Below are 18626 nucleotides of genomic sequence, written 5' to 3'. Positions count from 1 at the left end.
GACCGCGGTGGCCGTGTTGTTCATGCGATCACGTCGATCAGCATGAACACGGCCACCGCCAGCAGCACCCCGGCGAAGACCTTTTGCAGGCTGTTGCCGGAGACCTTGCTGCTGAGGCGTTTGCCGTCCCAGGCGCCGAGGATCGCCGCCCCGGTGAACGGCCCGATCAGCGCCCAGTCCAGGCCGCCGCCGGTTCCGGTGCGGGCGGTCAGGGCGGCGAGTGAGTTGACGGTGATGACGAGCAGGCTGGTGCCGACCGCCCGCCGCATGGTCAGGCCGAGGACGCTCACCAGGGCCGGGACTGCGAGGAACCCTCCGCCGACGCCGAGGAAGCCGGTCACCGCGCCGAGCCCGGCGCCTGCCCCGGCCGCCTTGCCGGGCCGTATCCGCTCCGGCGGCCTCGATGCAGACGGACGGAACATCCGCACAGCCGCCAGCGCCGCGATCACCGAGAACGCGACGGTCAGCACCGCTTCCGGCACCCGTCCGGCGGCCGCGCCGGCGAGGTAGGCGGGGATGATGCCCGCGGCCGCGAAGAGCGATCCGGCTTTCCAGGCGACGTGGCCGTCGCGTGCGTGGGCGTACAGGGCGGTGGCGGAGGTGGCGGCCACGATGATCAGGCTGGCGGTGGTGGCCGCGGACGGGGAGAAGCCGAGCAGGTAGATCAGGGCGGGCACGGCCAGGACGCTGCCGCCACCGCCCAGGGCTCCGAGGGCGAGGCCGACGACGGCCCCGGCGATGAGGGCGAGTACGAGTGCGGTCACGCTATCTGGCCTTGGTTCCCGCGTTCGTCGAGCACCGGGTGTCCGGCGGCGGCCCACGCGTTCATACCGCCCTTGACGTCGACCGCCTGCGCTCCGTGCTGGTTGAGGAGTTTCGCGGCCTGCTGGGAGCGGTGCCCGCTGCGGCAGATCACCACCAGCGGCCGGCCCGTGGCTTCGGCCGGCAGGCCGGCGCCGGTCACTAGCTTCGACAGGGGTACGTGGACGGCGCCGGGGGCGTGGCCCGCGTTCCACTCGGGCCTCTCGCGGACGTCGAGCAGGATCGCGTCCGGCATGTCGCCGCTGGTGCGGCTGCGGGCCTGGTGCACGCTGACGCGGGGCCGGCTGCGGTGGAAGAGGAACATCAGTGTTCTCCCCTCTCCTTACTGGTGCGGTGGGCGGGTGTCAGCCGGTGGTCAGGGGCAGGCCGGCGTCGCTGGCGGCGTCGAAGCCGTCGTCGACGGCGACGACGTCGCGGCCGGAGGCGTCCAGCAGGGACGCGGCGATCGCGGCGCGCATGCCGCCGGCGCAGTGCACCCACACCGTCCCCGGCGGCACCTCCGCCAGGCGGCCGTGGAGCTCGTGGATGGGGATGTGCACCGAGCCGGTGATCCACCCCTTGGCCCGCTCGGAGTTCCGGCGCACGTCCAGCACCACCAGGTCAGCGGTGCCCTGTGCGGCGAGCCCGGCGAAGGTGGAGCGGGGGAAGGAGGCCGGGGCCTGTCCGGCGGGCAGCCAATTGTCGGGGGTGCCGGTGGCGGCGGCGGCTGGGCGGTCGATGCCCACCCGGATCAGTTCGCGCTGGGCGTCGGCGAGCTGCTCGGCCGTCTCCGCGAGCAGGGTGACGGGCTTGCCCCACGGGATCATCCAGGCGAGGTAGGTGGCGAGCTTCCCGTCGGCCTCGAAGTTGAACGACCCGGCCACGTGTCCCTCGGCGAACGCGACACGGTTGCGCAGATCGACGACCCACTCGCCGGCCGCGAGGCGGGCAGCGATCTCCTCGGCGTCCGCGAGGGCGGGCGGAGTCAGATCGAGCGGAGCGGGGCCCTCGGCGTTCGCAGGTCCCATGTGCGTGTAGTAGGCGGGCACGACCTCCAGCCCGGCCAGCAGGTCCGCGACGAAGGTGTCCACATCGACGGTGAGCGCGGTGTTCGCGCTCTTCTCCTTGCCGATGGTGGTCTCCTCGCCCTCGGACTGGGCCGAGGAGCAGAAGCTGCCGAAGCCGTGCGTGGGCAGCACCGCCGTCTCGTCGGGCAGATCGGCGGCCAGCCGGTGGGCGGAGGCGTGCTGGGCGCGGGCCAGCTGTTCGGTCAGCCGCGGCTCGACCAGGTCCGGGCGTCCCACGGTGCCGATCAGCAGCGACCCGCCGGTGAAGACGACCACCGCCCGCCCCGCCTCGCGCAGCGCGTAGGAGGTGTGGTGCGGGGTGTGGCCCGGCGTCGCGATCGCGGTCAGGCTCACCCCGCTGCCGGGGTCGATGTCCACACGGTCGCCGTCGGCGACGGGGACGCGGGCGAAGGTGACGTTCGCGCCGGCCGGCACGAGGTAGTGGGCTCCGGTGATCCGGGCGAGTTCGAGTCCGCCGGTGACGTAGTCGTTGTGGATGTGGGTCTCCACCACGTGGGAGATCCGCACTCCGCGCCTGGCGGCTGCCGCCAGGACCTGGTCGATGTCGCGCGGCGGGTCCACCGCCACCGCGGCGCTCTCGCCGCCGGCCAGGTAGCTGCGGTTGCCGAGACCTTCCAGCTCGATGGTGTCAACGAAGAACACGCGGTACTCCTAACGGATGGAAATTACCCGGGGGGGTATCTGTATCCACCGTAACACCAGTACCCCCGGGGGTATATTTCAGGTCGGAGGCTGTCCCGATCGGGTACCCGCCGGGCACCAGGCGCATCAGCGCACCGGACGACAAGAAGGAGAACAACGGCCATGACCTACAGCCGCACCGTGCACGTGGACGGCGACTTCGCACAGACCGTGACCGCCGTACGCGAAGCACTGGCCGAACAGGGCTTCGGGATCCTCACCGAGATCGACGTGCAGGCCACATTGAAGGAGAAGCTGGGCCACGAGATGGAGGACTACCTGATCCTTGGCGCCTGCAACCCGCCCCTGGCCCACCAGGCAATCGAGGCGGACCGCTCCATCGGCCTGCTGCTGCCCTGCAACGTAGTCGTCCGCACCGACGGCGACCGCATCGCCGTCCAGGCCCTCGACCCCACCACCATGGTCACCCTGACCGGCCAGGACGCCCTCAAGCCCGTCGCCCAGGAAGCCACCCGCCGACTGGACGCCGCCCTGTCCGCACTCACCGACGGCAACGAATAGCACAAGGCGAGTGGAGCCGCCGCTCAGGGCCAGCGGCCTACAGCACCGCGGGCCGCGCCTCCGGCTGGCGCGTCGTACGCGAGGCCCGGCGGGAGCCGGGCTGCGGGCGCCAGGTCGCCACCAGGGCGCCGGCCAGGAGCAGCTCGGCGATGTCGCCGCCGTAGTACATGATCTGCGCGCCGCCCTGGACCTGGTCAACGGGGGCGTGGATGTTGATGCCGAAGCCGCCGTACATGAGCTGGGAGATCACCGCGTGCGCGGCGATCGCCACGCCCAGCACCCCCAGCCGCACCGGAACGCTGGGCCGGGCGGGGGCCGGGTCGGGGCCGGCGATGACGTAGGCGAACAGGCACCCCGCGAGCAGGAAGTGGACGTGCAGCAGCCAGTGCAGCCCCGTGTTCCCCGACATGGTGTTGTACAGCGGCGTGAAGTACAGCAGCCCCAGGGTGCCGACGCTGAGCATCAGCGCGGTGACCGGGTTAGCCAGCGCGTGCACCGGCTTGCTCTGCACCAGGCCGGTCAGATGCCGCCCCTGTTCGGTGGGAAGGTTGCGCAGCAGCAGCGTGACGGGCGCACCCAGCACCAGGCCCAGCGGCGCGTACATGCCGATCAGCAGGTGCTGGAGCATGTGGCCGCGGAAGTCGCCGTGCGCCCACGGCGCGACCGGGGGCAGCAGGCCGGCCACCAGCAGCGCGGACCCGGCCAGGAACCATCCGGTGCGCCACCGGCTCCACCCGGCCTGCGCATTGCGCCGCCGCGCGCGGCCCGCCAGCAGCACATAGCCCGCGGCCAGGAGCACGACGAACACCCCCGGTAGCAGAACCTCCAGCGGCACGCCGCCGGCCTCCTGATGATGATGTGCCGGATGCCCGGTCATGCCCGCCGCGCCTCCCGCACCGGCCCGTCACCCTCGGGGTTGAAGGGCTTGGCCCGGCGCTGGATCAGCCAGCCCCCCGCGACCAGCAGGGCGCCCAGCAGCAGGAAGCCCAGGTCCCACCAGATCTGCTGGTCGCCGGCGTAGACGTGGTGGATCCCCAGGATGTGGTGGTCGAGGACGCCCTCGACGAGGTTGAACAGGCCCCAGCCGACCAGGATCCAGCCCCACAGGGCCGCAGACGTCCACACCCGGCGCCGGTGGTGCGTCACCCGCGCGTACAAGATCGCCAGACCGGCGAGGACCGCCACCCAGCAGATCGCGTGGAAGATCCCGTCCCACACCGTGTTCATCTCCAGCCCGGAGACAGTGTTCGCCGGGTAGTACTTCACCCCGATCCGGTCGTGATTGGTGCTGGTCAGCATGTGATGCCACTGCAACAGCTGATGCAGCAGAATCCCGTCCACGAAGCCACCCAGACCCACACCGAGGATGATCCCCGGCAGCTGCAGACTCCGAGGCCGCTCACCCGCCATCGCGCCCTGACGCTCCGCACTCACACTGCTCGACATCCCGCTACCTTCTGATGGGCCGGCGACTGGGTACCCGGGCGGGTACCCGGTTGACAGCTCTTCACCACATCACTTGTCCTCCACCCGCGCACGCTGGGTAGGTCGAACGGCGGCACGGGACACCTCCCGCCGGAGCGCACTGGCCATGAAGGCGATAGGTTCCGATCGCCTGCATCACCGCCGCGGCGGCATGTGCTGCCGCGGCGATGCCCTGAATGCTGTCCGCCCTCTGTAATGGCCGCAATCTTCGACGTGCCGTACAGAGACTCGGGGCCCTACGCCCCACCCAGGCGCGGCACACTCCTCCCACTCGGCCAGATCCTCCAAGCCCCGCAGTACCGGCAAGCGCCCCGCCTCCACAATCCGGTCCCGCGGCACCCAGCACGTACGCCACTCAGGCGCGACCCCACCGTTGCTCGATCCGCTTCAACACGCTGATCCAACAGGGAAGACGACGCCGGTTGCCAGGAGGCCAGCGCCGACGCCGTGCTCGCACTCCGGACCGTGCTGAAAGCCCGCCTCGCACGCGGACTCACCAGCGTGATCGACGCGACCAGCACGCACGCCGCACACCGGCGCGCACTGCTGGACCTCGCCCGCGACCACAGCATGCCCACGGTCGCTCTGGTGCTGCCCACCCCGCTCCCGCTCTGCCTGGAACGCAACGCCCGCCGGCCCGGCAACCGAAAAGTCCCCGACGCTGTCGTCCTGCGGCAGCACGCCGACGTGTCCGCAGCCCTCTCCGGCCTTTCCGGCGAAGGCTTCGACCGCGTCCTGTTCGCCGACAGCCAGGACCACACAGACCATGCCGACGGCGGCACGCAGGGCCGGGTGACCGGCGGATGACGGCCACGCCCAGCCCTGCCAGCCCGTGCGGCCGGTGCGGCACCCAGGTCGCTCCTGCCACCGAGGGCGCGCTCCCCGCGGCTGTTGGCGCTCACGCGGACGCTCACGCCGTGTGGGACCAGCTCGACGCGGTCCAGCGCGACGGGCTCGCCTCGATCCTCCGCACGGTCCTGCCCGCACGCGAACTCGCCGAGGAGATCCTGGCCCTCGCCGACCGGCACGTGGCGGGCAGTCGGTGAGGTGCGACGGGAACTCCTCTGGCGCAAGGCGGGAGTCGAGCGCGCCTCGGGCAGCGTCCACCTGAACCAAAAATGCATCTTCTAAGGATGCCGAATGCTTGAAAAGCATCCTCCGGAGATGCATTATGGGTGTGGGGGTCGTGAGGCCCCCACACCCTCCGACCAAGGATCAGCCTTGACCACTTCGCGCACCTTCATCAGCACCGGTGCCGGTGCCGTCCGTGCTGAGATCGTCAGCCCCGTCGGCACCGTCACCGTTACCACCGACCCGACCATCACCAACGCGGTCATCACGGTCAGCACGCCCGATGACAACGGCCCCTACGCCACAGCCATCGAGCACGCCACCCACGACGAGCGCCCCACCCAGGGCATGGAGGGCATCCGTGTCGAGGTCCCCGAACCCCACGGCACCGAGACGCCCCAGGGCCACAGTGCGGACAACGTCACGGTCGACGTGCGGCTGCCCGACGACGGGTCCTCGATCGTCCTGACGTCCAACAGCGCCGACCTGACCGTTTACGGGGACCTGCAGACCCTGAGCCTTTTTTCCCACTCCGGCGGTGTCCGAGCCGAAGGAGTGCACACGCTCCGGGCCGTCACCTCCACCGGAGACATCGAGGCGCAGCGGGTCGACCACCAGGTCGATATCGCCACGAACTCCGGGAACGTCACCATCGGCGCGTACAGCGGCAGCGAGTTCCGGGCCCACACCGCGACCGGCAAGGTCCGAGTCAGTGCCACCCCGGCCGCCGCCGGCGGGATGGACATCCGCACCCGTACCGGAGAGGTCACCACGCGCGGCACCGACGATCTGGACGAACGCATCATCACCGGCTCCGGCGCCCACTACCGCCACTGACGCCGCCCCGGGGCGGCCGCCAGGTCGCCAAACTCAACCGGCCGCCCCGGGCCTCCCGACCCGCTCCATGTGGAGCAGGGGGCAGACACATCGTCCCTCACCTCCCCCTGGAGCCACCATGAGCCCCCGCCCCAACGACCAGGACCGCACCGAACTGCGCGACCTCGTCGCCGAAGCAGCCCAGCACCGAGCCACCGAACGCGAGCGCCTGGAGGCCGAGTTCTGGCAGCAGATCGACCTCCTGCAGAACCGGTACCACGGCGCCCAGCAGGACATCGCCGACGAGCTCGGCATCAAGCGCAACCAGATCCTGCGGCAGACCAAGCGCTACCGGCCCGCCGCCCAGGACCCCGCCACCGACTGACGGAGAAAGGCAGGCATGAGCATCACGATCACGAACACCTTCGGCACCCCGCACCACGTCAGCGACACCAACCCGGCCCACGTCACGAGCTGCGACGCCTACCGGCTGCCCCTCGTCGGCACCATCACCCCTGGAATCACCCCCGGCTACGACGACATGGTCCAGATGCTGAAGGACAACGGCCACGACACCCGCCCCGAGGGGTATGGGCTGGTCTTCCTGGAGTCCGAGGAGTTCTCCGCGACGTACTTCGGGTCGATCGCCCAGATCGAGACCTACCGGCGTGAGAACGCCGATGGCACGGCGACCTTCGACGCGTCCCAGGGCGTCGTGTACGCGAAGTGGCCCCAGGGCAAGGGCTGGGACGACTTCATCCCTCGCACGTTCTGGAACGTGGCGGCGCGGGGCGGCATCGCCGACGGCGTCGGCCTGATCACCGCCTTCGCGCACACCGAGACCCCCGGCGCCGAAGTCATCGTCTACGAGTTCGAAGGCAAGTGGTCTCCCAGCAGCGAACCGCAGCAGCTGGTCACCTACCACTGCACCGCCTGCCACCTGGACACGTTCCACGACAGCGGGCACCTCCACGAGAACACCGGTCCCACCAGCCGCCGCTGGGCCGCCCGCCAGGCCCGCCAGCACATCCTCAGCGCCCACCGCGACGGTGTCGGCGGCACCAACAGTGCCTGCCGCCCCAACAACGGCGAGATGCTGCGCGTCGTGAACGAGATTGCCCGCGACATGCTCGGCACCACGGGCAACACCTTCCCCGACACCGACGACGCGTACTGCGCCACCAAGGGCCCGTGCTCGGTCATCCGTGAACTGCGGGCCGGAGTCCGGCCGCCCGTCTACCGCGCCTGACCGCCGCCGCACCGGAAAGGACCCGATGAACCGCCCGACCCTCGCCGCCGGCACGCGGGACAACCCCCTGCCCACCACGCCCGACACGGTTCCGGCCGGGTGCTCCTGGTTCACCGACCCGGACGGGGCCCTGTGCCTCTCCCCCGGCTGCATGGCCAGGATCCAGGACCCCGAGGCGCAGTGCCTGTGCGACACCCTCACCGCCCGCTTCGACCTGCTCACCGAAAAGCTCCGGGAGCTGGAGGAGCGGCAGAGGTACGCGGACATCTGGTGGCACACGCTGACCGCCGTTGTCCTGGAACACCCCGACGGGCGGGCCATCCGCAACGAGACCCGTACCCGCACAGGCCGCTGACGGCCCGAAAGGGCTGTCGCGCGCCACGCTCACCAGCACCACAAACGCTCGGGACCGCCGACGCAACGGCGGTCCCGAGCTACCCCCACCCGTGGAAGAGACGAGAGAGGGACACCTCAGTATGAACTCCGCCATGCGCTTACCGGGCATCATCGGCCCGAACGCCCTCCTGATCACCGCTGCAGCCGTGCCCCTGACCGGCTGGGCCCTCCACGCCGTCAGCCTGTACAAGCAGATCGCCGACGGCCGCAAGGACCCGCTCACCGAACTGCCGTGCCGACCGGAGTTCGTCGCCTACGGAGAGCGGCTCCTGCGCACCCGCCGCCGAAACGCCGTGCACGTCCTGATGCTGGACGGGGTCGACTTCAAGGCCGTCAACGACACCTACGGCCACACCGCGGGCGACACCGTCATCCAGACCCTGGGCCGACGCCTCGCCCGGTGGAGGTCGGGCCGTAAGGCGCTCGCGGCCCGGTTGGGCGGCGACGAATTCGCCGTCTGCGCCGTCATCCCATCTTCGGCCGCCCTCGCGGAGATCACCGTGCTGCGCGAGCAGCTACGACAGCCCATCCAGCACGACGGGCTCACCCTGCGCCTGGACGTCTCGATCGGCATCGCCCGCGCAGCGGACCTCCCCGGCGAGGACATGAGCCAGATCCTGCGTGGCGCGGACACCGCCATGTACAGGGTCAAGAAGGGCGAGGTTCCGTTCCCGTACTGCGCGACGCGGGCCGACGCCTACGCGGAGACGGTCAACGGCCGCCGCGCCGGCCGCCGTGGGACACACCTCCTGGCCGGTGCCGCGTGAGCGCCGCCGAACTCGAAGGCGGCGACTGGATCCGGGGCATCACCATCCGCCAGCCCTGGGCGACCTGCATCCTCGCGGGCAAGTCCCCTGAGAACAGGCCCACGCCCTGGAGCTGGCGAGGCTGGGTCCTTCTCCACGCCGGGAAGGCAAAGCCGCCACCTGCTCTGCTGCGCGACCCGCTGGTCGCTACCGCGATCCGTGGCCGCGACCTCCCCCTCGGTGCGGTCATCGGCCTCGCCCGGCTCACCGACTGCCACCAGGACCAAGGGCCCGCCCGCTGCCCCAGCCCCTGGGCGGAGCGCGACGCGCACCACCTGGTCCTCACCGACGTCCACGAGCTGCCGCTGCCCGTGCCCGCCACAGGCGCGCTCCCGGCCTGGAAACCGGCACAGGACCTCGTGGACCAGGTCCTCCAGCAGCTGCCCGACTTCCGGCCGTGACCCGCACCCGAGGCAAGAAACCGTCGGTCGAGCCGGGACTGATCCCGGCCCCCGGCGGCCTCCTCGACTGGCGCGACGCCCGCCACTTCGACCGCTGGCAGGACCGCCCCTGCACCCTGTGCGACCACCCCACACCCATGCGCTCCCACGCAGGCGAGCCCGTTCACAAGAGCTGCGCCGAAACGTGGATCGCAGCCCTTCCCACCGAGGCCCGCCTCGGCCGGTTCGCCTCCGACGTCCAGGCCGGACGCCGCCGCGGCGACGACCACGCCTGACCGCACCGCCCACACCACACCCCGTCTTGCTCCTCCGAGGAGGCTTCTCATGCCCGGCTCCCGTACCGGCACGGCGACGCTCGTCCCGGCCGACACCCGGATCCCCTTCCCCGTCTCCGACCAGCCCCTGGCCTGCCGCACCACCCCCGCCCAGTTCGCGATCGAGGACGTCAGCACCACGGACGACCCGCGCGCCCGGGAGAAGGCCACCGCCCAGGCCAAACAGGCCTGCTCCACCTGCCCGGTCGTCACCGAGTGCCTCAAGTGGGCGCTCGCCAACCCCGACCTCACGCCGACCGGGGTGTGGGCGGCGACCACCAAGCGCGACCGCACCAGGCTGCGCAAACAGCTCACGGCCCGCCTCGGTGACGACTGGGCCGGGGTGGTGGCCGACCAGGACCGCCGCCGACGCGAGCAGCGGCACACGGCACGCACCGCCCCGCCGACCGTTCGAGACAAGGCCCTCGCCCGCCTGGAGCTGGAGCTCATCCCCACCCGGCCCGAGCCCTACAGCCGTTGGAAGCAGCCGATCACCCCTCAGCAGGCGGCCGCCAACCGGCGCGTGCTGGAACTCGCCCTCACCGGCAAGGCGGCGTAGCGCTGTGTTCACCGACTGGGCGCAAGCCCTCGAAGCCGAGTCCCTCCCCCTGGACCCCCCCTCCGCACAGCAGCTCGCCGCCGCGGCCCGGGTCACCGCCCACCACTCCCGCGACAAGCACGACATGACGCTGCTCCTGGACGTCCTCGGGCTGCCCACCGACCCCGACACCGTCACCGCCCTGCTCCCCCTCATCCCGGAAACCGGAGACGCACCCACCATGACGACCGCTCCCGCCACCGAGACCATCGACGTCCCCGTCGTCCCGCTGACCTTCTCCAACCCCGTCCAGGAGCTGCTGGACTGGGCCCTCGCCCACCCGGCCGCCGCCGTCCGCAACCGGGCCACCCGCATCACCGCCGACCTCGCGGAGCTGACCGAGCGCCGCGACACCGAGGCCGCCCAGCGCGAGGCCGACGAGAAGGTCGCCAGGGCCAAGGCCGAACTGGAACGCGCTCAGGAGGAGCTGCGGACCGTGAAGGCGAACACCCGCACCACGGCGGCCGCGCCCACCGCAACCCGTACGGGCAGTGGCCGCAGCCGGCAGGAGCTCGCCGCCATCCGGCCCTGGGCCCGGGAGAACGGACACCAGGTCGCCGACCAGGGCATGGTGCCCCAGCGGATCCAGGAGGCGTACGACACCGCCCACCGGGCCCCCGCCCGGAAGGCCGGCTGACCCATGGACACCAACGCACCCATAGTCCTGGACGGCTTCCTGGAGGAGCCCAGCGTGCCCGGCGACCTGCACGGCAGCACGGCCCGGTTCCGCCTCACCGTCTCCCCCACCGACGAGCGCACCGACGAAATGATCCTGCCGTGCGGCGTCACCGACCCCGCCCTGGCCCTCGCGGCCATCCACGACCTGGCACCCGGTGACAAGCTCCGCGTCACCGGCCACCTCCGACTCCCCCGCACCCCCGACGAGCCGGTGTGGCTGGCCGTCACCACCCTCGCCGTCCTGGAGACCGCGCCCCTCCTCACCGACCCGGCCCCAGACGCCACGGCGGTGCTGGAGCGGTTCGGGCCGTACCTCTGCTACTTCGACGCCGACACCACCGGCGTGGAGGTCTTCACCGAGACCGGCCAGCCGGTCGGCACCGCACCCGACCCCGACAAGATCGGCGCGCTCCTCGACACGTACGAGGAACGCCAGTCCGCCGGCGGCGAGTGACCACCCACACCTGACCACCCCAGCGCCGTGCCCCGACCGAAAGGCCGGGGCACGGCGCTTTCCTCTTCCCCTTCCATCAGCACCAGGAGCTCTTGCGTGTTAACCGTCCTCGTCCCCGCCTCACTTGCCGTCGTCGCCACCCTGCTCGGTGCGATCGTCTCCGGCCGCTTCCAGGAACGCGCCGCCGAACGACAGATCCGCGTCACCCACGGCCAGACGATCCGCCGCGACCGCCTGGAAGCCGTCACCGCCCTGGCCTGCGCCGCCAGCGACCACCGCACCGCGATGTGGCGGCGCGGCGACGCCACCCTCACGAGCGCGGGCACCGAACGGATCGAAACCCTGCGCGGCGAGAGCCACATGACCCGCAGCGCCATCACCCGCCCCCTGATCGCCCTGCGCGTCCTCATCGAGGACCAGGCCGTGCGCACCGCCGCCGACCGCATGATCGAGCTGACCTACGCCATGCGGAACGCGTACGCCACCACCGAGGACCTCACCACGGCCCGCGAGGCGGCGAAGGACGCCCACGACACCTTCGTGAACACCGCCGCCCACTACCTCCGACCGGCCAGCACCCACCCCATCTAAGAGCAGGAGAGCCCCCGATGATCCGTCGCTTCCGCCGCTGCGGCCGCGCTCCAGGCGCCATCTCTCTCCAGGACCAGGCCGTCGTCGACCAGTTCCGTGCGACGCTCACCGCCCTGCGCAACCCGCAGCCCTGGGCTCCCGGCCTCTCCCAGGACATCGCCGTCAGGGTCGGCCCGTTCATCGAACGCGCGCACACCCGGCCCGGCGACGACCACGGGACGATGATCGCCGTCGCCCTGGTCCACCCCGCCACACCGCACGCCGCGGCCTACCGCAACGCCCGCGAACTCGGCTACATCGAACGCGGCTGGCTGCGCTGCCCGACCAGCGCGATCCTCGGCATCTGGCAGCCCGGCTACGAGACGCTCACCCACGCCGCCGCGAACCTCCCCCTGCCCGACGACGTCGGCATGGAACCCGCCCACTACGCCCTGCACATCGAGGCCCGCAAACGCGACGGCAGCCTCGACGGCTACACCCTGCTGCGCCTCGGCCCGTACACCCAGACCCACCACGCGCAGCAGGACCACTACCGGCTCACCGCCGCACTGGCCGGGCAGGACACCACCCTCGTGCCCGGACACCGCGTGTCCGTGCGGTTCGGGCCCCTCGATGTCAGCGACCACCAGCTGTTCACCAACCCGTGCGGCACCGACGTCGTCGCGCTCCTGAACACCGCAGTCGTGGGTTCGGGCGCGTGACGTCCCAGCCAGGCTGATTCTCACTGTGAAGGCCCGCCCCCCCTGCCGCGAAAGCTGTGGCAGGGGTGCGGGCCTTCTTGCGTTTCTACGTGGCTCCCCTGCCATGCGAACGGCACCAAGGGCTACAACAAGTGTGGGCAGCCCAAGTGAAGGAGTTCACCAGCGCTCGTACGCGGTGAAGGGCTTGGCGGAGTTGCTCGAGCGGATGGCGATGATCCGGTCCTTGTAGGGGAGGAGGCGGTCGAAGGAGCCCGCGTTGTTCCGGAAGGTGCGGTCCTCCTCCTCGTCTCCGGTGGCGGCGTCGAAGCCGTACAGGTGGTCCCCGTATCTGTCGGATGCCTTCACGGCCATGACCCGGCCTGCATGGGTGTGCAGTCCCTGGATGGTGTAGGCGGCCCCGCCGATGTCGTCGTTCTGCCACAGTTCGTCGCCGGATGTCAGGTCGAAGGCGACGAGACGTCCCCAGGGGCCGCCGTCGGTGAGCGCGAAGAGTCGCTTGTCGGAGACGACCGTGTCCGGGCCGATCGAGCCGTAGTCGTCGCCGGTGACCTGGACCCGCGCTCCGGGGCGGCCGCCCGGCCCGAAGGTGAGGAAGGCCTCGATGCCCCGGTCGCCCTCGTCGACTCGCAGCACAATCGGGTCGGTGGCTGTGATCGTGACGCTCGAGCCGGTGGCAACGCCATTGCGGGTGTCGAGGGGTGTGGTCCACCGTTCCTTGCCGTCGGCAGGGTCGAAGGCGGCCAGCTTCACCTCCTCGCCGCAGGCCAGTACTGCGACGACCTGCTTCGGCGCAACGGCGGTCCTGGCTGGGGCGCAGCCCTTGGGCACAGCGGCCGTCCAGCGTTCAGAGCCGGTGAGCAGATCGAATGCGCGCACGGTGGTGGTGTCCGTTCCGGTCCCGGCGTCGAGGACCACGCCGAGCCCGCCGCCGGTGGCCAGGGCATCGGATCTGTCGGCGGTGCCCCCGCTCGCCATGGCGAGGGTGGTGTTCCACAGTTCGCGCCCGTCGGTGAGGTCCAGCGCCGTGACGACGGCGCAGCGCCCGCTGGCTGCTCCGGTCATTCCGGTATGGGCGACCAGCGCCCGGGCGCTGTCGGTGGTCTTGCTGGCGGCGTAGATATCGGTTCCCCGCGGCGGGACGAACTGCCAGCGCTCCTTGCCCGAGTCGGCGTCGAAGCCGGTGACGGCGTCGTACCGGGCGAGCGTGAGGGTGTCGCCGACGAGCCAGGTCTGGTGGGTGCTCTCCTCGGCAGCTTTGCTTTCGCTCCGGGAATCCCAGACTGTCGTCATCGAGGATCCCGGCCAGTAGCCCAGGAAATCCAGGGTCCCCCAAGTAGTGCCGCCGACGATCGCCAGTGCGACGCCTATGCCGGTAAGGCAGCCGAGCCGGGACCTCCATGCGCGTGGAGTTCCCGTGCCGCCTCTTCGGGCGCTGCTCGTTCGCTCCGCCATGAAAATCCCCGCCCCTGGTCCAGTCACTCGGATGGCCTACAGCGTAGATGCCAGTGATCATCCGTGCTGCCCCGCAGCGATGGCACCCCGTGAGGAGATGCCGTCCCCGCGTGCGGGGGGAGAGGTGAAGCCCCTGTGCTGCTTGGACGTCCACCGTCGAGCGCTGCCTCCTCCGGCACGAAGAGAACGGAGGGTGGAAAGTTGCCGGTGGCACGGTCACGCACGGCGAAGTCCGGCGGAGGGGTATCCAAGGGCCGGGCCCGGGTTGTTGTCTTTGCGGCCAAGCTGGGCCTGGCTGGCAGGATTATCGAACGGCCGTTGGACGCCGGACACTTCGTCGGCCGGGCCACCGGCTACGGGGTCCACGGCAGCAACTCGGAACTATGAGCCTTTTCCAACTTCAGCTTGAGGCGTGGCGAAGGACGACCACGGCCTTCACGATGTCGGTGATCTGGTTGGTGCTGCAGCGGATCTTGGCGTGGCTGCCGTTGTGTCGGATGGTGGTCCGCTCGGCCTGCGGGTGTCCTACTTTCTGGTCGTCGAACCCTGGCCATTCGCATGTCGTGCTGGGCGGCGTGCCGGGGCGTGCCGAAGTCTTCATCTTCAAACCGCTGCCAGGATGCGGATGACGCACCACCCGGCGGTCACATCCCGCAAGGTGACGGAGACGCCCATCAACCCGGACGGGGCGGTTCCGCCAGGACGAAGCAGGGGTCAGTGCTCGGTGAGGTCCCGGACGTCCCAGCCCGTGTCGATCATCAACTCCGCGTACCGCTTGCCGCGGTCGCGGTGGGCAGCGAGCACCAGGAGGTGGGTGGGGCGCGTCGCTCCGACGAAGACGAGCTGCACAGCGGCCTGGACGCTCTTTAGCTCGCGCTGGGGGTCGCTCTCCTCGGCGATCATGCGGAGCGACTCGGTCACGTCGAACTTCTTGCCGGTCTTCTCCAGGCATTCCAGGATCAGGGTCGCCGCGTGGGTCTCGCCCTTGGCGCTCTGAATGGTTCCGGGCACGGCTCGCACTGCCGACACCGCGGCGGAGCTCCGGGGGGCGCCGCCCACTGCTACAGCCGGCTCGGCCGTAGGGGTGAAATCCAGGCCGACGGCCTTCAGCGGCCGGTCGGCGAGCAGTTCCATCTGGACGGTCAGCTGCTCGATGAGCATGCCCCAGCCCACCTCGTCGAACGCGGCTCCGTGGACGAGGAGTTCACGCAACAGAATCCGCACCCTGCCGCCGGGGGTCGCCGCAGACCTATCCAGGCGGCTGAGCGCCGGTAGCCCGTCGCCGACCAGGGGCGTGAAACACGCCCGCAGGGCGTTCCACAACTCGGTGACTGCTTCGTGGCTGTCCCCGGGCCTCCAGTGGGTCCCTGCTGCGCGGGCCGCGTCGATCAGGGCGCGGTGGGCTGTCGGGCGGCCGGGCGGGGTGTAGCCGGGCAAATAGCAGGAGATCGACTGTGGGTATGCCTGGGAGTTTCCCCGGCCCTGCCGCGCGCCCAGCACACGCGGCGGGTGCTTGAGGAGGACGTTTTCGGGGAAGGTCGCGGCGGCCATGCGTTCGAAGGTGGGCACGACGTCGGTCGCGGTGGCCTCGTCGAACAGCAGGACCGCGACTTGGCCCTCGGGGCCGGCTCCATGGACTTGCTGGGGACGCCGGACGGTCAAGCGGCTGGCCACTGCCGCGATCTGTGGTCCGAAGCGGCGGCTGACCGGCAGCTCCGGGGCGCCGGCCAGAGGGAACGCCGACGCGGGCCCGTCCACGGTGCCGGCGTCACGGTAGATGCCCTGGTTGGTGTCGCCTACCCGCTGCACGACGGTGGGCGAGGAGGCGAAGACGAGGTCCAGCAGTTCGTGCTGGGGGGCGCTGGTGTCCTGCATCTCGTCGAGGAGAACAAACGGGAAGCGCGCGGAGACGGCCGGGACGATGCCGGGGCGCTCGGCAAGGTACTGCTGGGCGATGGCGTACATGTCCTGGTAGCGGAAGATGCCTCGACGGGCCAGCGTCCGCTTGAGGCTGGACAACTGCTTGCCGCTGGCCGTCTCGGCGCCGAAGGGCGGTTCCCTGGTCGCGCCGGTGACCACGAGTTCGCCTCTCGTGTAGGTGAACGTTGCCCCGGTGACGATGCCGACGCCTTCGCGCTGGCGTTCCACGTAGCTGCGCAGGGTGGAGTAGTTGTGTTGTTGCAGGAGCCGGATTGCTGCGGTCTCGAAGGCCGCGTCGTCGACGGACCGGACCTCGACGCCCTTGGCCCGCACGGCCGGCAGCGCGAGGAAGGTGTGCACGAAGGACTGGATGGTGCCGATGAAGTGCGGGTAGCGCAGCAGACTCCGCCCCCCGGCGAGGGAGGCCACCCGGTCTGAGATCTCGTTTTTTGCCGTGTTGGTGTGGGACAGCACGCACACCCCGCGTGTCGGGGAGGTCCATGCGTCGGCCATGAGCGCGAGTTTGAGCCCGATTAGGGTGGTCTTGCCCGACCCCGGGGCGGCCTGGAGGTCCTGGGTGGTCTCGCTCTGGAGGAAGTCCCACTGCGCGGCGTCGAGCGGGTCGAGTCCCAGGAGCTTCACCATGGCCTCCACTTTGTGGGTGGCGAAGGCATCGGGCAGGTGGGTGCCGGTCACGGGGTCACCTCGCCGCACAGGTGCTTGAAGGCGTCGACCAGGTAGGGCGGGACGTCGCTCTCCGTCAGCGGGGTGGAGGTGAGCAGTTGGGCGGCGAATTGCGCGGTGATCGACTTGCTGGCGCTGTTGAGTTTGAGTGGTCTGTAGATGTTCAGGGCGGCCTGTTCCAGAGTGAGGTTCTGGCTTTCCCACTCGTCGACATTCTTGTCGGCCTGGGCGATGACCTGATCGGTCTTGGCGGCGTCCGGCCAGGACCGTTCTGCGACGGATGCGAGCTTGGCCGCGCGGTGCATCAGCCTGGCCATGGTCCAGGAGGTGGCGGCGAGGTCGTACTCCAGCGTCCACCAGTTCGACACGAAGGTCTTCACCGGTCCGTCGTCGCCGCTGGCGAGGTCCGTGACGTGCGCGGCGATCTGCTGCTCCGTCATCTCGTCCCAGCACTTCAGTTCGCCGCGCATCTTCTCCGGGGTGCCGGCGGGGACGAGGTCTCGGTCGCGGATGCAGGCGACGGGGACGGGTATCTGCTCGCCGGAGCGCTGGAAGACGTGGCTGTAGCGGAACAGGCCGACGTGGCCGACGTTGACCACGCTGACGCCGAGCTCGTTGAAGGGCATGTCCAGGGCGGCGGCGAGGGCGGGCAGGAAGATTGCCTCGGCGTCGCCCTCGACGATCGCCAGGCCCCGGGCGAAGAACATGTTGGCCTTGGTGACGTCCAGGAACCGGGTCAGGAACGCGTAGTCCTCGCCGGTCAGACGTGTGATGCCGTGCCGCAGCGGGAAGGCGCGGCCCTTGACGACAAGGGTCAGGCACTCGACGGGCGTCGACGACGCGAGTTGGGGGCTGTGGGTGGTCAGGATGACCTGGACCGGGGCCCTGCCGCCCTCCTGCGGCCCTTGGGCCTTGTCGCGGAGCAGGTCCATGATCCGGGTCTGGAGCTGGGGGTGGAGGTGCGCCTCGGGCTCCTCGATCAGCAGCAGGGGTGCCAGTTCGCTCTTGCCCAGCAAGAGGAGCTCGGCGGCCATGAACAAGGCGTTGTTGTAGCCGAGCCCGCGGCGCGTCCACTCGTCGGACTCGGTAAAAAGATTCAGTTCGAGCCGTTCCAGCGCGCGGGCCAGCGTCGCGTCGGTGGCGACGCTGATCTTGGCGCGCAGGACGTCATCGCCGATCGCGAACCGCTGCAGGTAAGCCGAGTTGATGTCCTGACTCACATCAGCGACGGCATCGTTGTCGCGAATGTCGTGCTCGGCGCGGCGCAGGATCCCCACCAGAGTGGACGGAGGGTCGTCGCCATCGGGGTCGTAGTCATCGATCCCCTGGTCTTTCATCGCCGGGTAGCCGGCGAGGATCTGGGACAACCGTGATCCACGGCCCGAGCGCAGTTCCGCCTCCGCGTCGCGCAGGGGGCGCAGGTAGGTGGCGCGCAGGAGTTCGCGTGCGGCGCCGTCCAGGGCGGGGCCGTTGCCGTCCGGTCCGGTCCGGGTGGTGACCGAGACCCGGTTTCGGACTGGGTCCATCCGCTGGGCCTTAAACGTCACGCAGAGCCAGGCAGCGCCGCCGCGGTCGTGGGTGAGCAGTTCCAGGAAGACCGCCTGCTCCTCGGTCGACAGAGCAGTGAACCCGCACACAATGGTGAAGGTCTCCGCCCGCCCGCCCTTCCCGAGGTGAAAGTCGTCCTGGGAGACACGGTAGTAGTCCGACGCCGCGGTCTGCAGGCACAGCCGGATCGCGTCGATGATCGCCGTCTTCCCGCTGTCATTCTCACCGACGAGCACGTTCGTCCCGGCCGTGAACGACAGGTCCAGCGACGCGTCCGTCTCGCCCTCGCTCTGGGCCGCGGCTCCGAAGACCCGGAAGTTCTCGACCCGAAGATGCGCCAAGTACACAGATTCCCCCGCCGACGGGGCCG

At 70.4% G+C, this 18626-nt stretch carries 23 protein-coding genes and 1 pseudogene; 15 read left to right on the top strand and 9 right to left on the bottom strand.

All coding sequences use genetic code 11. From position 1 onward, the window contains the following. Positions 1 to 20 precede the first annotated feature (20 nt). The 3 genes from IE264_RS34300 to IE264_RS34290 are packed head-to-tail and all read right to left on the bottom strand — an operon-like array spanning position 21 to position 2531. Positions 21 to 764: a sulfite exporter TauE/SafE family protein gene (locus tag IE264_RS34300; protein WP_190167801.1), complete on the bottom strand. Its 744-nt coding sequence runs from the start codon at positions 762 to 764 to the stop codon at positions 21 to 23. Then, a complete protein-coding gene (locus IE264_RS34295; protein ID WP_190167800.1) occupies positions 761 to 1126 on the bottom strand; it encodes a rhodanese-like domain-containing protein in 366 nt (121 codons plus the stop codon). Before IE264_RS34295 ends, IE264_RS34300 begins: the two co-directional genes overlap by 4 nt. 40 nt (positions 1127 to 1166) lie before the next feature. Continuing rightward, positions 1167 to 2531, bottom strand: a complete 1365-nt coding sequence (locus IE264_RS34290) for a rhodanese-like domain-containing protein (protein WP_190167799.1) — start codon at positions 2529 to 2531, stop codon at positions 1167 to 1169. 162 nt (positions 2532 to 2693) lie between these two features. Between IE264_RS34290 and IE264_RS34285 the strand changes: the two genes are divergently transcribed. Further along, the gene (locus IE264_RS34285) at positions 2694 to 3092 is read left to right on the top strand and encodes a DUF302 domain-containing protein (protein ID WP_190167798.1); all 399 of its coding nucleotides are present in this window, start codon (positions 2694 to 2696) and stop codon (positions 3090 to 3092) included. A 37-nt stretch (positions 3093 to 3129) separates the two neighbouring features. Here the strand turns inward: IE264_RS34285 and IE264_RS34280 are convergent, their stop codons facing one another. Then, positions 3130 to 3969, bottom strand: a complete 840-nt coding sequence (locus tag IE264_RS34280) for a cytochrome c oxidase assembly protein (protein WP_190167797.1) — start codon at positions 3967 to 3969, stop codon at positions 3130 to 3132. Then, on the bottom strand, positions 3966 to 4538 hold the full coding sequence (locus IE264_RS34275; protein WP_229887913.1) for a DUF2243 domain-containing protein: 573 nt from the start codon (positions 4536 to 4538) through the stop codon (positions 3966 to 3968). The genes IE264_RS34280 and IE264_RS34275 overlap by 4 nt, the downstream gene beginning before the upstream one ends. Before the next feature lie 471 nt (positions 4539 to 5009). Between IE264_RS34275 and IE264_RS34270 the strand changes: the two are divergent. From IE264_RS34270 to IE264_RS34210, 14 genes and pseudogenes are all read left to right on the top strand, one after another. Continuing rightward, a pseudogene (locus IE264_RS34270) lies at positions 5010 to 5384 on the top strand (AAA family ATPase); the annotation flags it as partial. Then, positions 5381 to 5623, top strand: a complete 243-nt coding sequence (locus IE264_RS38270) for a hypothetical protein (RefSeq protein ID WP_229887912.1) — start codon at positions 5381 to 5383, stop codon at positions 5621 to 5623. The pseudogene IE264_RS34270 and the gene IE264_RS38270, both read left to right, overlap by 4 nt. A gap of 175 nt (positions 5624 to 5798) precedes the next feature. After that, positions 5799 to 6485 carry a DUF4097 family beta strand repeat-containing protein gene (locus tag IE264_RS34265; RefSeq protein ID WP_190167795.1) on the top strand — a complete coding sequence of 229 codons (687 nt, stop codon included), beginning with the start codon at positions 5799 to 5801 and terminating at the stop codon, positions 6483 to 6485. Between the two features lie 118 nt (positions 6486 to 6603). Then, positions 6604 to 6849, top strand: coding sequence for a hypothetical protein (locus IE264_RS34260; protein WP_190167794.1), 246 nt, complete (start codon positions 6604 to 6606; stop codon positions 6847 to 6849). Between the two features lie 15 nt (positions 6850 to 6864). Continuing rightward, positions 6865 to 7713 (top strand): hypothetical protein, encoded by an 849-nt coding sequence (locus IE264_RS34255; protein WP_190167793.1) that lies wholly within the window; start codon positions 6865 to 6867, stop codon positions 7711 to 7713. Between the two features lie 25 nt (positions 7714 to 7738). Beyond that, positions 7739 to 8068, top strand: coding sequence for a hypothetical protein (locus IE264_RS34250; RefSeq protein WP_190167792.1), 330 nt, complete (start codon positions 7739 to 7741; stop codon positions 8066 to 8068). Between the two features lie 133 nt (positions 8069 to 8201). Continuing rightward, positions 8202 to 8876 (top strand): GGDEF domain-containing protein, encoded by a 675-nt coding sequence (locus tag IE264_RS34245; RefSeq protein WP_190167791.1) that lies wholly within the window; start codon positions 8202 to 8204, stop codon positions 8874 to 8876. Then, positions 8873 to 9316 (top strand): ASCH domain-containing protein, encoded by a 444-nt coding sequence (locus tag IE264_RS34240; protein ID WP_190167790.1) that lies wholly within the window; start codon positions 8873 to 8875, stop codon positions 9314 to 9316. The genes IE264_RS34245 and IE264_RS34240 overlap by 4 nt, the downstream gene beginning before the upstream one ends. Next, positions 9313 to 9591 carry a hypothetical protein gene (locus IE264_RS34235; protein WP_190167789.1) on the top strand — a complete coding sequence of 93 codons (279 nt, stop codon included), beginning with the start codon at positions 9313 to 9315 and terminating at the stop codon, positions 9589 to 9591. Before IE264_RS34240 ends, IE264_RS34235 begins: the two co-directional genes overlap by 4 nt. A gap of 49 nt (positions 9592 to 9640) precedes the next feature. Further along, positions 9641 to 10189, top strand: coding sequence for a WhiB family transcriptional regulator (locus tag IE264_RS34230; RefSeq protein ID WP_190167788.1), 549 nt, complete (start codon positions 9641 to 9643; stop codon positions 10187 to 10189). 4 nt (positions 10190 to 10193) lie between these two features. Further along, entirely contained in the window at positions 10194 to 10865 is a 672-nt protein-coding gene (locus tag IE264_RS34225; protein ID WP_190167787.1) for an Lsr2 family DNA-binding protein, read from the top strand. 3 nt (positions 10866 to 10868) lie between these two features. Then, the gene (locus IE264_RS34220) at positions 10869 to 11360 is read left to right on the top strand and encodes a hypothetical protein (RefSeq protein WP_190167786.1); all 492 of its coding nucleotides are present in this window, start codon (positions 10869 to 10871) and stop codon (positions 11358 to 11360) included. Positions 11361 to 11456: 96 nt separating this feature from the next. Continuing rightward, a complete protein-coding gene (gene kilB / locus IE264_RS34215) occupies positions 11457 to 11951 on the top strand; it encodes a plasmid transfer protein KilB (RefSeq protein WP_190167785.1) in 495 nt (164 codons plus the stop codon). 17 nt (positions 11952 to 11968) lie between these two features. Then, entirely contained in the window at positions 11969 to 12652 is a 684-nt protein-coding gene (locus tag IE264_RS34210; protein ID WP_190167784.1) for a hypothetical protein, read from the top strand. Between the two features lie 156 nt (positions 12653 to 12808). Here IE264_RS34210 and IE264_RS34205 read toward each other — a convergent pair whose 3' ends face one another. The 4 genes from IE264_RS34205 to IE264_RS34190 all read right to left on the bottom strand — a co-directional run bounded on the left by IE264_RS34205 (position 12809) and on the right by IE264_RS34190 (position 18597). Continuing rightward, a complete protein-coding gene (locus IE264_RS34205; RefSeq protein ID WP_190167783.1) occupies positions 12809 to 13942 on the bottom strand; it encodes an outer membrane protein assembly factor BamB family protein in 1134 nt (377 codons plus the stop codon). Between the two features lie 562 nt (positions 13943 to 14504). Continuing rightward, the gene (locus tag IE264_RS34200) at positions 14505 to 14711 is read right to left on the bottom strand and encodes a hypothetical protein (protein ID WP_190167782.1); all 207 of its coding nucleotides are present in this window, start codon (positions 14709 to 14711) and stop codon (positions 14505 to 14507) included. A 107-nt stretch (positions 14712 to 14818) separates the two neighbouring features. Next, complete coding sequence (locus IE264_RS34195; protein WP_190167781.1) at positions 14819 to 16720, bottom strand: UvrD-helicase domain-containing protein; 1902 nt, start codon at positions 16718 to 16720, stop codon at positions 14819 to 14821. Beyond that, on the bottom strand, positions 16717 to 18597 hold the full coding sequence (locus IE264_RS34190) for an ATP-dependent nuclease (RefSeq protein ID WP_190167780.1): 1881 nt from the start codon (positions 18595 to 18597) through the stop codon (positions 16717 to 16719). Before IE264_RS34190 ends, IE264_RS34195 begins: the two co-directional genes overlap by 4 nt. Positions 18598 to 18626: the final 29 nt, after the last annotated feature.

It is taken from the genome of Streptomyces microflavus (assembly GCF_014650075.1).
Lineage (GTDB): Bacteria > Actinomycetota > Actinomycetes > Streptomycetales > Streptomycetaceae > Streptomyces > Streptomyces microflavus.
The sequence above is the reverse complement of the archived record's forward strand: the minus strand, read 5'-3'. Positions and strand labels throughout refer to the sequence as shown.